Origin of the sequence: Mycobacterium sp. SMC-15 (assembly GCF_045310925.1) — a bacterium.
GTDB lineage: Bacteria > Actinomycetota > Actinomycetes > Mycobacteriales > Mycobacteriaceae > Mycobacterium.
In genome coordinates, this window is sequence record NZ_JBJIAJ010000001.1 from 547,519 (window position 1) to 560,505 (window position 12,987).

Consider the following 12,987-nt stretch of genomic DNA (forward strand, 5'->3'; position numbering starts at 1 on the left):
AGAATCTATCACGATCACTAAGGTTGTGGCGATGACGACATCTGCGCGCGATCAGCGCATTGCCGTGGTCACCGGAGCCAGCTCGGGCATCGGCGAGGCGACCGCGAGAACTCTTGCCGGACAAGGTTTTCACGTCATCGTCGTGGCTCGTCGCGCCGATCGGCTCGCCGCGCTGGCCGAGGAGATCGGCGGTACCGCGGTAGTGACGGATGTCACTGACCCGGTCGCCGTCGACGCACTGGCCGAGGCGTGCGACCAGGTCGCCGGTTCGATCAATGTGCTGGTCAACAATGCCGGCGGAGCCAAAGGACTGGCATCGGTGGAGGCGGCCGACCTCGATCACTGGCGCTGGATGTGGGAGACCAACGTGCTGGGCACCCTGCATGTGACACGCGCGTTGCTGCCGAAACTGGTCGCCTCCGGTGACGGCCTGGTGATCACGGTGACCTCGATCGCGGCGTTCGAGATCTATGACGGTGGCGCCGGCTACACCTCAGCTAAACACGCCCAGAGCGCACTGCACCGCACGCTGCGGGGCGAACTGCTGGGAAAGCCGGTGCGGCTCACCGAGATCGCCCCCGGGATGGTGGACACCGAGTTCTCCCTGGTGCGTTTCGGCGGGGACCGGGAGCGGGCCGACGCCGTCTATTCCGGTCTGACCCCGCTGACGGCGGCCGACATCGCCGAGGTGATCGGGTTCGTGGCCTCCCGGCCGCCACACGTCGACCTCGACCAGATCGTCATCCGTCCCCGCGACCAGGCATCGGCGACCCGGGCTAACCGCCGGGTGGCGGACTCGGATTCGGACTCGGGCTCGTCGTAGTCGTGGGCGTGCCCGACAGTGTCGGCGCGTCGGTCGGGGTGGCCGGCGCGGTGCTGGGCAGCGAGGTCCGGGGTGGTTCGGAATTCGACAACGCCGACATCGAGACCCAGGTGTCCCAGTCCACCGCCCAGTCCCAGATATCCCCGTCGGCGTAGGACAGCTCGATCGAGCTGCCGGTCACTTCGACGGGGTCGCCGTAGATCGCGCTGTGGAAGTACTGCTCGGCGTCGTCTGTGGACAAGTTGATGCAGCCGTTGGTGACATTGGTGTTGCCCTGAGCGCCCGCACTGGCCGGGTTGGCGTGGATGAACTCGCCGTTGTTGGAGATGCGGACCGCCCAGCGCTCATGGATGTTGCTGTAGCCGGCGGCCGGGTTGGACATGTAGAAGTCCGCGTACTTCTCGCTCACCACGTGGATGCCGTTGCGGGTGACGTTGCGCGGCTTGTCGGCTTCCCCGTAGCTGCAGGGGAAGTCCATGATCACGCCCTCGTCGCGGATCACCTGTATGCGGTGCGAGGAGACTTCGGCGCGCACCAGCTGACGCCGTCCGATAGAGAAGTCCAGCGACATGTCCTGTGCCCCGTAGGCGCCGTCGCCGAACGCCAGGCCGTACAGCTTGGCGCTGACTCGGACGGTGGTTCCAGCCGGGAAATAGTCGCGGCTGCGCCAGTGCACCCGGGCGCCCTGCACCTCGTCGGGCAACCAGGCCCAGCCGCCTTGCACCGGCGGCTCGGTGACGACGGTCAGGGCCCGCTCGACAGCAGCCTTGTCGGCGATCGGTCCGTCGAACTGCAGGATCACCGGCGCGGCGACCCCTACCGTCTGGCCATCGGCCAGCTGAAAGCCGCCATCGATGACGGCGGTGGGCGCGACCGTGGTGATGCTGCCGGTGACCGGCACGGCGTTGCCGTCGTGGCCCACCACCGACCCGCTCCAGGTGTAGACCGAGTCATAGCCCAGCGGTTCGGTGACGGTGTAGCGCGTGCGCTCCCGATTGAAGGTCCCGGCGAGCACCTTGCCGGCCGGGCTGGTCAGCGCAACCCGTTGAAACCAGCCGTCGCGGACCGTGACGGCGACGGCAGCGGTGGGCAGCACGTCGGCCACCGTTCCGTGTTCCAGGGCGGGCTCGAACGTGAGGGCGGGCGCAGACTGCGGCGCCTTCTCGGCGCTCGTCCCGGGCCGGCCGAAACATCCCGCCAGAGTGGTCGGCGCCACAACCCCGGCAGCCAGCGCAGCCAATGCACGTCGCCGGTTCAGGGTCACGGCATTCCAAGATACCGGCCCAGCCGCCTGACCACCTGCGATGCTGCTTACACCTGGTTTACAGCGCGCACCCGACGAGCACCGGCTCGGGATGCAAGGTGATGCCGAACGCCTCGTGCACCCCGTCCCGCACGACGCGAGCCAGGCCCACAATGTCGGCGGAGGTGGCGCCGCCCCGATTGGTCAACGCCAACGCATGTTTCGTGGACAGTCGGGCACTCGCCCCCGCACCCGGATAGCCCTTGCCGAAACCGGCCCGCTCCACCAGCCAACCGGCCGCCAACTTCACGCCGCCGGGGGCTTCCCAGTGCGGCACCGAGCCGCTCTCCCGATCCGCCAGGGTGCGGTAGACATCTTGGGGCACTACCGGATTGGTAAAGAACGAGCCAACACTCCAGGTGTCGTGATCGCTCGCGTCGAGCACCATGCCCTTTGCCGCCCGTAGCGCGAGCACCGCAGCGCGGACCGCAGCCGGGTCGGCCCGCTCGCCGTCGGCGGCCTGCAGCGCGGCGGTCAACTCGCCGTACCGCAACGGCGCGCTGCGCCCGCCCGCGTCCAGTTCGAATTCCACCTCCAGCACCACCGCCGCATCCGAGTGCTTGAGCACACTGGTGCGGTAGCCCAGCCCCAACTCGGCCGCCGGTGTCCAGCGCACCTCGCCGGTGCGTCGATCCAGCAGCAGAACCCGGGTCAGGCGGTCGGCAACCTCCACACCGTAGGCCCCGACGTTCTGTACCGGGGTGGCGCCGGCCGAGCCGGGAATGCCCGACAAACACTCCAGCCCGCCCAGGTTCGCAGCGACCGCGTACGCGACGACGTCGTCCCAGACCGCGCCCGCTTCGGCCCGCAGCAGATTGCCGTCGATGGTGATGCCGGCATTGGCCAGCACCACCACGGTCAGGTCCTCGAGGTCGTCGGCGATCAGCACGTTCGAGCCCCCCGCCAGCAGCAGCGGGCGGTCACCGGCCGTGTCGAGTTCGCCCAGCGTTGCCACGATCTGCTCGGTGTCGGTGCAGGTGATGACGCGTCGGGCGACCGGTCCCACCCGCAGGGTGGTCAACGGCGCCAGCGGTACCGCCTCAGCGACACGCGCGCCCGCGAACTCGGAACCCGCCACGGCCGGTAACGGTAGCGTGACCAGCTATGCCGCGTACATTCACGCTCTCCGAGCACTACCCGGCAACCGTCGAGCAGGTGTACGCAGTCTTCGCCGACGAGCACTACTGGCGGGCCCGGCTGGCCGACTCCGGAGCCGATGTCGTGGCGTTGGACTCGATGACCGTCGGCCCCGATGGCGGCGTCGACGTCGCCACCACCCAGGGCATTCACCGGGAGAAGTTGCCCGCGCTGGCGGCCCAGTTCCATCCCGGCAACCTGGACGTGGCACGGCATGAGACATGGCGTCCGGTGCACGACGGGAAGGCCCACGCCCAGGTGACCGGCAAGGTCGTCGGTGCACCGGCCAAGCTGTCCGGCGACGCGGTGCTGGCGCCGGCGGCCGGCGGTTGTGAGTTGCGACTGACCGCGACGGTGCAGGTCGATATCCCGCTGGTGGGCGGCAAGATCGAAAGCTTCATCGGCGGGCAGTTGGCCGAGCTGATGACCACCGAGCAACGGTTCACCGCGACGTGGTTGAGGCGCGGCGGCGCAACACCGACGGAATAGGCTGGATCCATGCGGATTGCGTGTGCGCAGATACTCAGCGGCACCGACCCGGCCGCGAATCTGCAACTGGTGACCGATTACACCGAGCGGGCCGCCGAGCAGGGGGCGTCGCTGGTGGTGTTCCCGGAGGCGGCGATGTGCCGGTTCGGGGTACCGCTGGGCCCGGTTGCCGAGCCGCTCGACGGGCCGTGGGCCACGCAGGTTCGCGCAGTCGCCGCGCGAGCTCAGATCACCGTTGTCGCGGGGATGTTCACCCCGGCCGTTGATGGACGCGTCGCCAACACACTGCTGGCCGTCGGCCCGGGAACCGACACGCACTATCACAAGATCCACCTGTACGACGCCTTCGGTTTCACCGAATCACGCACGGTGGCACCGGGATTCGAGCCGGTGGTGATCGACGTCGACGGCGTCGGTGTCGGACTGTCGACCTGCTACGACATCCGATTCCCGGCGCTGTACACCGAGCTGGCCGACCGCGGCGCGCAGCTGATCGCGGTCGGCGCCTCGTGGGGCGCCGGCCCGGGGAAACGGTCCCAGTGGGAGCTGTTGGCCCGGGCTCGGGCGCTGGATTCGACCAGCTACGTCGTCGCGGTCGGGCAGGCCGACCCGGGCGGTCCGGCGGATTCCTCCGGCGCGCCGACCGGAGTGGGCCACAGCATGATCACCTCACCGTGGGGTGAGGTGATCGCCGAAGCCGGTGCCGCGCCGCAGCTATTGGTCAGCGATGTCGACCTCGACGCGGTCTCCGCCGCCCGCCGGACGCTGGCCGTGTTGGGCAATCGTGCGGCCTTCCTTCAGGTCGGTAAGGCAGAATCGCGCGGGTGAGCAATCCGCCCGGACCTCCCCAAGACGAGTCACCCTGGGCTCGCCCCACCGGCCAGCCCGAGCCCCAAGGCGGCGCTACGCCGCCCCGTCCGCCGGAACCGTCCGCCTCGCCCACCCAGCAGATGCCGGCGGGTCGGCGTGAAGAGGCCACCACCCGGATTCCCGCGGCACCTGCACAACCTCCGGTGCCGCCGCAGGCCCCGGCGCCCGCGCAAGGCGCCGTGCCGCCGCCCACCGACCCGGTGCCGCAGCCGCCTCCGGCACCTGCCGGCGAGGCGCCCACCACCGTGATCGAAGCCCCGGCTGCCCCGTCGCGGTCGGCTTCGGTACTGCGTGACCCGCTGGCTCTGGTGCTGATCTTGGTGACAGTGATCGCGCTGGCGCTGGCCGGGTTGATCGGCGCCGAGCTGATCGCTCGCCGTATCGGCGACAGCAAGGTGGCCAAGGCAACCGAGTGCGTGGTGAACGACAAGGCGAGTGCCTCGTTCGGGGTGACGCCGCCGTTCCTGTGGCAGCACATCACCGGCAACTACACCAATATCTCCATCCACACCGCGGGAAATCAGGTCAAAGACGCCAAGCAGATGACGGCCGACTTGAGCATCTCCGATGTCGATCTGCACGGCAGCGGCGACTCGCGGGGCACCATCGGTTCCCTGCAAGCGACGTTGACCTGGCCGTCGGCCGGCATCAAAGAGACCGTCCAGAACATGGTGCCGATCCTGGGCAACCTGGTCTCCGACCTCAAGACCAACGCGGCCGACGGCACCGTGGAGCTGCGGGGTGCATTCGGTCTGGCCACCGTTGTGGTCAAACCCGAAGTCGTCAACGGAGGCCTGTCCCTGCAGGTGCAGAAGCTGACCGGCCTGGGCGCCCTGACCCTGCCCCGTGAATCGCTGCAGCCCGAGTTGGACAGGTTCGCCACGGAGCTTACGAAGCGCTATCCACTCGGTCTACGCGCCGACGGCATTGAGGTCACCGACACCGGCGTGGTGGCGCGGTTCTCCACCCACAACGCCTCGATTCCGCGGACGGATGACCCCTGCTTCGAGCATCTGTAACCTTGCACAATGAGCGCACCCGGACCCACACATCGGTTTTCCGGCCTGCCGGCGATCATGCTGGCCTTGACCGCGGTGCTCGCAATAGCACTGGTAGGAATGCTCGGCGGTGAGCTTTACGCCCGCCACCGCGCGAACACCTTGGTGGCCGACGCCGTCCAATGCGAGGCGCAGGACAGCGCCACCGTGTCCTTCGGGACCACTCCCCCGGTGCTGGCCCAGTACTTCAACGGCGAGTACTCCCACATCTCGGTCAAGACCGCAGGCAACCAGATCCGGCAGGCCAAGGGCATGCAGCTCGACCTGGACATCCGCAACGTCAAGCTGAACAAGGACAAGAAGGACTCAGACGCTTCAGCCTCGAAGGGCACCATCGGATCACTGGACGGCACCATCACCTGGCCGGCCGACGGCATCAAGCAGTCGATTCAAGACGTTGTTCCGATGATCGGCAGCATCGTCACCGGCAGTGTCACCGCCGATCCGGGCGCCGGCACCGTCCAACTCAAGGGCCTGCTCAACAAGGCGACCGTCAAGCCGCAGCTGGTGAACAACGGGCTGTCGCTGCAGGTGGTCGACCTGGAGGCGCTGGGGCATGATCTGGACACCGACACCGTGCAGCGCCGCCTCGACGAACTCACCGCCAAAGTGACGAATGATCTTCCGCTGGGCATACACCTCGACAGCGTGCAAGTCACCGATTCCGGTGTGGTGGTGAAATTCTCGACCCAGAATGCCGCCATCGAGCAGGGGTCGTCGTCGAGCCAGTGCTTCGACTCGTTGTAACGCGTCAGTTCCGGGCGAGCCGGAAGTATCCGTAGAGGTAAGCGTCGGTGTCGGCCGCGTCGGATCCCGGGGTGCGATTGAAGCCCGCGACCAGGATCAGGTCGTCGTTGAACCAACGCCGAAGCCCGCCGTTGTGCCCGTACACGCTGTATTCGATGGCGAAGTCGGTAGCGAAACCATCCGCCGTCAGCGCGTAGCCGGACGGCGCGAGCTCCGGCCCGACGAAGTGCCGCAACGCATCCCACACCAGTGGGACACCGGATGCGAGAAACCGTTCGTCGGCCACCCGGTAGCCGGGCGCTATGCCGTCGGCGAATTCGCGCAACTGCTTCTCGGCGCCGGCGTGATCGGGCACCGATGTGACGGGAATGTCGGCGCTCTGGGCGTACACCCGAATGTCACCCAGCGCGGGCGGTGCAGCGCTTCGGTAGTGCCAGAAGGCATATCCGGCAAGGACCGTGACGGCTCCCATGACCACCGCTGCGCTTATCACCATCGCCTTGCTTGCCTTCATCCGAGTGAACCGATGTTGACGCCCGCCATCGGGTGCGTGCCGAGGGGACCGGGCAGCCCGGACCCGATCAGGTCGCCGAGCCGCACGGTGACCAGCGCATCGGGGGTGTCGATCGGCGTGCCGGTATTGGTTTCCCAGGGATTCCGCAGCGTCACCATGGCGTCGCTGCCGGTACCGCTGATGCCTTCGACCACATAGACATGACTTTGCGTCAACGGTGCTCCCTCAGGAGAAGTCGAGATCGTCACCGGCTGATGATTGGCCAACGCCCCGGAAATCGCTTGGTCGATATGCTGATTGGTGAACCAGACGTTCTGCGGGTTGATCACGGTGCCGCGGTTGCCGGTCAGCGCCTCCATCGCATCCTTGGCGTAGCCACCCTGCCCGATCCCCGCGTCGTTGCCGAGGGCGTCGGCGAGATCCCGGCCCGGGTACTTGAGTTTCGCGTACGCCGACTCCAGCACCGTCGGCCACAACGCCGCATCGGGCCGGCCATTGTCGAGCCAGCTCGCGCCGTTGTGTTTGATGTCGGTGTCGATGTCGGCCTGCGTGACGCCGATATGCTTCCACTCCCGCCCGTCCCAGAGGGTGACGTCGAAAGTCCCCGTCTGGTCGTCGAATTGAATGCGATCTTTAATCCACTGTGGGTTGGCGTTGGCGATGGCACCCATGGTGGCGTCTAGATAGCAGTCCCCGACGCTGTCCTGCTTCACGTCGGCGGCGGTCGGGTCATGAGGGTAGAGATCGTTGGCGGTCCACCGGTGTTGGCCACCGCGCGTATCGATCGGGGGAGACAGCGGCGCGCCGTCACCCAGCGGATACCGCAGCGACCGCAGCGTCCCCGTCCTGCTCGCACTGTCAGCGGAAACCTCGTCCACCACCCGATGGATCTCCCTGGCCTTGGTGGCCAGGAAGGCCTGGAATTGCCGAGCGCCCGCGGGGGTGTCCAAGCCCAGTACGCCTCGTCGGGCCACGACGTCGCTGATCTCGACCTCAATGGCGTCCAGGCGCCGGCGCCCCCACGCCGCCTTTCGGCAGGCCCCACCCAGCGCCTCGGCGAAAGTCCGATCCACCTCGACCGCGGTGGCGAGACGCTGCATTAGATTCTGCTCGCGCGCACGCGCGGCGTCGGCGAACGCACCACGCACATCGGGCATAGCCGCAAAGGTTATCGGCGCTCTGCCGGCTTGGGTAGTCACCCAAGCCGCGCTACCCCAGGCCGTCGAGCACCGCCCGCGTGCCGGACAACCCCAGCCGAGTCGCCCCGGCCTCGATCATGGCCAGCGCGTCCGCCGTTGTGCGGATACCGCCGCTGGCCTTGACCCCCAACCGGCCACCGACGGTGTCGGCCATCAGCGACACCGCGTGCATGCTTGCCCCGCCGGAAGGATGGAATCCGGTGGAGGTCTTCACGAAATCCGCGCCGGCGTCTTCGGCGGCCCGGCAGGCAGCGACCACAGCCGCGTCGCCGGCGAACTCCAGCAGCGCGGCGGATTCGATGATCACCTTGAGCACCGCCTGGGGCACCGCGGCGCGCACGGTCGCGATATCGCCGCCCACCGCGGCAAAATCACCCGCCAGTGCCGCGCCGACATCGATGACCATGTCGATCTCGGCCGCTCCGTCCGCGGCGGCCAGTGCCGCCTCCTGAGCTTTGACCACCGACAGATGCTTGCCGGACGGGAAGCCGGCAACCGCGGCGATCGGGACGCCGGAGGGGTTGGCTCCAGCGGCTATGGCCACCATGGACGGCGATACGCAGACCGCGGCGACACCGAGCTCGGCGGCTTCGGCGACGACGGCGACCACCTGGGCCGCGGTGGCTTCGGGTTTGAGCAGGGTGTGGTCGACCAGTTTGGCCACCCGGTCGCGGTCCCATCGGGTGGTGAGCATCAGAAAGCCTCCTCGGCGGCACCAGGATTGCATCCGGATTCGAGCATCGTCACGTTGTCGACGACGGGGCGCCACGGCTCGAGATTCCAGCTGGTCTTGCCGGGTCGGGCGAACTCGGCATAGCTGAAGTGGCAGAGGAACTGGTCGCGCATGCCGGGGGTATCGGCATCGGGAGCGCTGGCGAGCACCTCGCTCCAAGCCTGTTCACCCGCGGCATCGGTGTCGAGCCGCAGCGCCGCCGCCCGCGCAGCGGGAGTCGGATACACCCGCAGGCTGGACTGGCCGTCGTAGCTGACCCACTCGGTGTGGTCGACATAGCCGAACAACCCGGTCTCGGCGGTGGCCGGCGCCGCACCCAGCACCGCGGCCGCGGCACCCAAGGCGGCAATGACGAACGCACGCGGCATGGGACTAGTGGGACTTGCCTTGGACCTCAAGGAGTCGGGGCCGCACGTCCACCAGGTAGACCCCGGCCGCGCAGGCCGCGATCGCCATCCCCATCACCTGCAACACCAATGCCAGCAGCCCGCACACCCCGAGGATCACCAGCCAGACCGGCTTGGTGAGCTTGTCGGCGGCGGTGTAAGCGTCGGAGCGTTGCATCGCCGCGTGGACGAAGGCGTACACCGACGTCGCGAAGACGGCGATCTGCAAAACGCCAAGGACGGTACCCACCAGGTTCGCAGCGATCACGCTGCAAGCCTAGGCGGGCACCGTCCCGGGCGTCGAACTGCGACTACTTCTGGGTGACCTTCTTGGCCGGAGCCTTCTTAGCAGCCGGAGCCTTCTTGGCCGGAGCCTTCTTGGCCGGGGCCTTCTTGGCGGCCGGAGCCTTCTTGGCCGGAGCCGGCGCGGGCTCGTCCTTCTTGGGCAGCTCGATGCCGACCAGCTTGGCGGCGCGCTCGCCGACCTCGCGGGTCTGCGACGCGACGTTGCCCAGCACCTCCTGGGTCAGCTCGACGGCCTGGTCGACGTAGCCCTCCACCTGCGCCGAGGCGTCGTCCAGACCGGACTGGCTGCGCAGCCGCACCAGCGCGGCCTCACCGCGCGCCACCAGATCGTTGTACCGGTCGCTGGCAGCCTCCACGTAGCCCTCGGCGGCCTTGCGCAGCTCGTCGGCGGTGAAGCGCTCCCGCAGTTCGGCGAGCTGCTCGGGCAGCTCCTCCTGCAGCTTGTTCAGGCGAGCGCGGCTCTCCTCAACCCGGGTGCTGGCGTCTTCGCGGGCTTCGCCGGCACGATCGCGCAAGTTGGCGACGAGGTCGTTCACGGTGGCCAGCGCCAGGTCGGCGGCGCCGAGCGCGGCGAGCAGGGGGGCCTTCAGTTCTTCGATGGTCGGGTTCTCGGCCATGTCGGGTTCCTTTCGGGTTGAAATCGTGCGTAGGTAATTCGGTCAGGAGAACGACAGAGGATCAGTCAGGTGGCGTCTCCTCACCGTCGGCTTCGTTCTGCTGGACGAAGGAGGTGTAGATGTCGAGCAGAACCTGCTTTTGCCGTTCCGTGATCGCTGCATCGGCAATGACGGCGTCACGGACCTCGCTCTTCTCGCTCGGCTCCAAAATTCCCGCCCGGACGTAGAGCACCTCGGCGGAAACCCTTAGGGCCTTGGCGATCTGGTTGAGGACGTCAGCGGAAGGCTTGCGCAGTCCACGTTCGATCTGGCTCAGATACGGGTTGCTGACGCCGGCCTTGTCGGCCAGCTGACGCATGGACACCTGCGCGGCTTCGCGCTGGGACCGAATAAAGCTACCGATATCCGCCGCAGCCGTGGAGACCACTGCGGTGAGCTTGTCATCCTGCGACACCGGTGACCCCTTTCGTGGACTGGCGAGTGCTGACACGTGCCACGATACGGCCCAGTGCTAACTTTTGCAAGCACTTGCTAGCGCAGGTCAGAACATAAGTTGAGCTATGGCGTAGATCGCCAGGCCGGCCAGCGCGCCGACCACGGTCCCGTTGATCCGGATGAACTGCAAGTCCCGCCCCACGTGCAGTTCGATGCGCCGGCTCGCCTCGGCGGCATCCCAGCGCTCGATGGTCTCGGTGATGATCGCGGTGATCTCCACCCCGTAGTGGCCCACCAGGTGTTGCGCCGCCCGCACGATCCAGTTGTCGACCTTGTCGCGCAATTCGGCCTTGTCGCGCAACGACTCTCCGACCTGAACCACCGTCGAGGCCACCCGGGTCCGCAGCGCGCTGGACGGGTCGTCGACACCCTCGAGCACCAGCCGCTTGAGCGTCCGCCAGGCCGTGGCCGCGGCATTGGCGACCTCCTCGCGGGCCATCAACTGCTCCTTGACCGCATCGGCCTTCGCGATGGTCGCCTGGTCGTGCTGCAGATCGTCGGCGAACTCGAACAGGAATCGGGTCGCGCTGCGCCGCAATTCGTGATCAGGATTACGCCGCACCTTGTCGGTGAAATCCATCAATTCACGGTGGATGCGGTCACCGACCAGGTGGTCGACGAACCGCGGCGACCAGGTCGGCGAATCGCGCTCCACCACCCGCTGGATGACTTCACCGGCATTCAGCGACCACTGGAAGGCCCGGTCGGCCAGCAGCTGGATCAGCGCCTCCTGCCGGTTCTCCGCCAGCAGGGAGCCCAGAACCCGGCCAACCGGCGGACCCCAGTGCGGCTCGGCGATGCGCTGCACGATCATCCGGTCGATCACCTCCTGCACGTCGTCGTCGCGCAGCATCTCGATCAGGACCCGCAGCACGGTCGCGGTCTCAGCGGCCACCCGCTCGGCATGCGCCGGCTCCGAGAGCCACTTACCCACCCGGCCGGCGATCTGCGCGTCACGCAGCTTGGTCTCGATCACCGGCGGTGACAGGAAGTTCTCCCGCACGAAGGTGCCCAACCCCTCCCCGAGCTGGTCCTTCTTGCGCTTGATGATCGCGGTGTGCGGAATGGGGATGCCCAGCGGATGCTTGAACAGTGCGGTGACCGCGAACCAGTCCGCCAGCGCACCCACCATGCCGGCCTCGGCCGCCGCGCCGACGTAGCCCACCCAGACGGGGGCCCCGCCCTCCAGGCCGCGGGCGGCTGCCCATCGGCACAGTAGGAAGACCACAGTGGCGCCGAGCAGGAAGCTCAGCGCCACCACTTTCATCCGGCGCAGATCACGCAACCGAACCGCGTCCGCGCCCGGATCGGCGCCGGCGAACGACTCCGCCAACGACTGCACCGTTTGCGCGGCACCCGGCCAACTCGACTGGTTCTCTGGATGCACCACCCCACCATCATCCGCCATCTGCGCGGGCGGTCGGGCATATGCGGCGGTTCCAGCTTCGTCTCGTCTTTGGCGAGCCTCGCCAAACCACCGGTAACTGTTACCGGCCCACAAAGTTTGCTGCACCAGCCCGTATTATCTATTGCGTCTAGGGAATGGGAATCCGCGATAGTGGCAGAGCAGCTCCAGGCCGGCACCGCCAAGACCGACGGTCGTAAACGGCGTTGGCACCAGCACAAGGTCGACCGCCGCAACGACCTGATCGATGGAACGATCGAGGCGATCCGGCGCCGCGGCCGCTATGTGAGCATGGACGAGATCGCCGCGGAGATCGGCGTGTCCAAGACGGTCCTGTACCGGTATTTCGTCGACAAGAACGACCTGACCACCGCGGTGATGATGCGCTTCGCGCAGACCACGCTGATCCCGAATATGGCCAAGGCGCTGTCGGCGAATCTGGACGGGTTCGACCTGGTCCGCGAGATCATCCGGGTGTACGTGCAGACAGTGGCCAACGAACCCGAGCCGTACCGGTTCGTGATGGCCAACAGCTCGGCCAGCAAGAGCAAGGTGATCGCCGACTCCGAGCGCATCATCGCCCGGATGCTCGCGGTGATGCTGCGGCGCCGCATGAACGCGGTCGGGATGGACACCCGCGGGGTCGAGCCGTGGGCCTACATGACCGTCGGCGGCGTGCAGTTGGCCACGCACTCCTGGCTGCTGGACCCGCGGATGAGCGCCGACGACCTGATCGACTACCTGACGATGATGACCTGGAATGCGCTGTGCGGCATCGTCGAGGTGGGCGGATCGCTGGAGAAATTCAACGCCGGCCCGCACCCGTCGCCGATACTGCCGTGGCGGCGAGCGACCAATGCGCAAGCGCGCAACACCGACGTATCGACCCGGTCTGCCCGCTGACC

16 protein-coding genes are annotated in these 12,987 nt (G+C 67.5%); 6 read left to right on the top strand and 10 right to left on the bottom strand.

Translation table 11 applies throughout. The features are described from left to right. Positions 1 to 31 precede the first annotated feature (31 nt). Complete coding sequence (locus ACJH71_RS02590; RefSeq protein ID WP_406756454.1) at positions 32 to 823, top strand: SDR family NAD(P)-dependent oxidoreductase; 792 nt, start codon at positions 32 to 34, stop codon at positions 821 to 823. Here ACJH71_RS02590 and ACJH71_RS02595 read toward each other — a convergent pair. Together ACJH71_RS02595 and ACJH71_RS02600 are read right to left on the bottom strand one after the other, a co-directional pair. Beyond that, on the bottom strand, positions 777 to 2,129 hold the full coding sequence (locus tag ACJH71_RS02595) for an Ig-like domain-containing protein (protein WP_406756581.1): 1,353 nt from the start codon (positions 2,127 to 2,129) through the stop codon (positions 777 to 779). The genes ACJH71_RS02590 and ACJH71_RS02595 overlap by 47 nt on opposite strands. A 16-nt stretch (positions 2,130 to 2,145) precedes the next feature. Then, the gene (locus ACJH71_RS02600) at positions 2,146 to 3,204 is read right to left on the bottom strand and encodes a UDP-N-acetylmuramate dehydrogenase (protein WP_406756455.1); all 1,059 of its coding nucleotides are present in this window, start codon (positions 3,202 to 3,204) and stop codon (positions 2,146 to 2,148) included. 26 nt (positions 3,205 to 3,230) lie between these two features. Here ACJH71_RS02600 and ACJH71_RS02605 point away from each other — a divergent pair, with 26 nt between their 5' ends. From ACJH71_RS02605 to ACJH71_RS02620, 4 genes are all read left to right on the top strand, one after another. Next, positions 3,231 to 3,752 (top strand): DUF2505 domain-containing protein, encoded by a 522-nt coding sequence (locus ACJH71_RS02605; protein ID WP_406756456.1) that lies wholly within the window; start codon positions 3,231 to 3,233, stop codon positions 3,750 to 3,752. 9 nt (positions 3,753 to 3,761) lie between these two features. Beyond that, entirely contained in the window at positions 3,762 to 4,580 is an 819-nt protein-coding gene (locus ACJH71_RS02610) for a carbon-nitrogen hydrolase family protein (protein ID WP_406756457.1), read from the top strand. A gap of 122 nt (positions 4,581 to 4,702) precedes the next feature. Beyond that, the gene (locus ACJH71_RS02615) at positions 4,703 to 5,641 is read left to right on the top strand and encodes a DUF2993 domain-containing protein (RefSeq protein ID WP_406756582.1); all 939 of its coding nucleotides are present in this window, start codon (positions 4,703 to 4,705) and stop codon (positions 5,639 to 5,641) included. Between the two features lie 9 nt (positions 5,642 to 5,650). Then, on the top strand, positions 5,651 to 6,427 hold the full coding sequence (locus ACJH71_RS02620) for a DUF2993 domain-containing protein (protein ID WP_406756458.1): 777 nt from the start codon (positions 5,651 to 5,653) through the stop codon (positions 6,425 to 6,427). A gap of 4 nt (positions 6,428 to 6,431) precedes the next feature. Here the strand turns inward: ACJH71_RS02620 and ACJH71_RS02625 are convergent, their stop codons facing one another. From ACJH71_RS02625 to ACJH71_RS02660, 8 genes are all read right to left on the bottom strand, one after another. Beyond that, positions 6,432 to 6,941 carry a hypothetical protein gene (locus ACJH71_RS02625; RefSeq protein ID WP_406756459.1) on the bottom strand — a complete coding sequence of 170 codons (510 nt, stop codon included), beginning with the start codon at positions 6,939 to 6,941 and terminating at the stop codon, positions 6,432 to 6,434. Further along, positions 6,938 to 8,098, bottom strand: a complete 1,161-nt coding sequence (locus ACJH71_RS02630; RefSeq protein WP_406756460.1) for a DUF4226 domain-containing protein — start codon at positions 8,096 to 8,098, stop codon at positions 6,938 to 6,940. Before ACJH71_RS02630 ends, ACJH71_RS02625 begins: the two co-directional genes overlap by 4 nt. Positions 8,099 to 8,150: 52 nt before the next feature. Continuing rightward, positions 8,151 to 8,834, bottom strand: a complete 684-nt coding sequence (deoC, locus tag ACJH71_RS02635; protein ID WP_406756461.1) for a deoxyribose-phosphate aldolase — start codon at positions 8,832 to 8,834, stop codon at positions 8,151 to 8,153. Next, entirely contained in the window at positions 8,834 to 9,241 is a 408-nt protein-coding gene (locus ACJH71_RS02640; RefSeq protein WP_406756462.1) for a DUF2599 domain-containing protein, read from the bottom strand. The genes deoC and ACJH71_RS02640 overlap by 1 nt, the downstream gene beginning before the upstream one ends. Before the next feature lie 4 nt (positions 9,242 to 9,245). Beyond that, positions 9,246 to 9,527, bottom strand: coding sequence for a DUF2516 family protein (locus tag ACJH71_RS02645; RefSeq protein WP_067966687.1), 282 nt, complete (start codon positions 9,525 to 9,527; stop codon positions 9,246 to 9,248). A gap of 43 nt (positions 9,528 to 9,570) precedes the next feature. Then, positions 9,571 to 10,182 carry a heparin-binding hemagglutinin gene (locus tag ACJH71_RS02650; RefSeq protein WP_406756463.1) on the bottom strand — a complete coding sequence of 204 codons (612 nt, stop codon included), beginning with the start codon at positions 10,180 to 10,182 and terminating at the stop codon, positions 9,571 to 9,573. 61 nt (positions 10,183 to 10,243) lie between these two features. Further along, positions 10,244 to 10,636 carry a helix-turn-helix domain-containing protein gene (locus ACJH71_RS02655; protein WP_406756464.1) on the bottom strand — a complete coding sequence of 131 codons (393 nt, stop codon included), beginning with the start codon at positions 10,634 to 10,636 and terminating at the stop codon, positions 10,244 to 10,246. Positions 10,637 to 10,723: 87 nt separating this feature from the next. Continuing rightward, complete coding sequence (locus ACJH71_RS02660; RefSeq protein WP_406756465.1) at positions 10,724 to 12,085, bottom strand: DUF445 domain-containing protein; 1,362 nt, start codon at positions 12,083 to 12,085, stop codon at positions 10,724 to 10,726. Between the two features lie 150 nt (positions 12,086 to 12,235). On the opposite strand from ACJH71_RS02660, the gene ACJH71_RS02665 reads away from it, so the two are divergent. After that, on the top strand, positions 12,236 to 12,985 hold the full coding sequence (locus tag ACJH71_RS02665) for a TetR/AcrR family transcriptional regulator (protein WP_406756466.1): 750 nt from the start codon (positions 12,236 to 12,238) through the stop codon (positions 12,983 to 12,985). The last annotated feature ends 2 nt before the right edge of the window (positions 12,986 to 12,987 follow it).

What these genes read in the sequence shown, in the direction of transcription:
- ACJH71_RS02640 (WP_406756462.1), bottom strand. Translation starts at nt 9,241, where the DNA reads ATGCCGCGTGCGTTCGTCATTGCCGCCTTGGGTGCCGCGGCCGCGGTG.
- ACJH71_RS02650 (WP_406756463.1), bottom strand. Translation starts at nt 10,182, where the DNA reads ATGGCCGAGAACCCGACCATCGAAGAACTGAAGGCCCCCCTGCTCGCC.
- ACJH71_RS02615 (WP_406756582.1), top strand. Translation starts at nt 4,703, where the DNA reads ATGCCGGCGGGTCGGCGTGAAGAGGCCACCACCCGGATTCCCGCGGCA.
- ACJH71_RS02660 (WP_406756465.1), bottom strand. Translation starts at nt 12,085, where the DNA reads ATGGCGGATGATGGTGGGGTGGTGCATCCAGAGAACCAGTCGAGTTGG.
- ACJH71_RS02625 (WP_406756459.1), bottom strand. Translation starts at nt 6,941, where the DNA reads ATGAAGGCAAGCAAGGCGATGGTGATAAGCGCAGCGGTGGTCATGGGA.
- ACJH71_RS02590 (WP_406756454.1), top strand. Translation starts at nt 32, where the DNA reads ATGACGACATCTGCGCGCGATCAGCGCATTGCCGTGGTCACCGGAGCC.
- ACJH71_RS02605 (WP_406756456.1), top strand. Translation starts at nt 3,231, where the DNA reads ATGCCGCGTACATTCACGCTCTCCGAGCACTACCCGGCAACCGTCGAG.
- deoC (WP_406756461.1), bottom strand. Translation starts at nt 8,834, where the DNA reads ATGCTCACCACCCGATGGGACCGCGACCGGGTGGCCAAACTGGTCGAC.
- ACJH71_RS02620 (WP_406756458.1), top strand. Translation starts at nt 5,651, where the DNA reads ATGAGCGCACCCGGACCCACACATCGGTTTTCCGGCCTGCCGGCGATC.
- ACJH71_RS02630 (WP_406756460.1), bottom strand. Translation starts at nt 8,098, where the DNA reads ATGCCCGATGTGCGTGGTGCGTTCGCCGACGCCGCGCGTGCGCGCGAG.
- ACJH71_RS02610 (WP_406756457.1), top strand. Translation starts at nt 3,762, where the DNA reads ATGCGGATTGCGTGTGCGCAGATACTCAGCGGCACCGACCCGGCCGCG.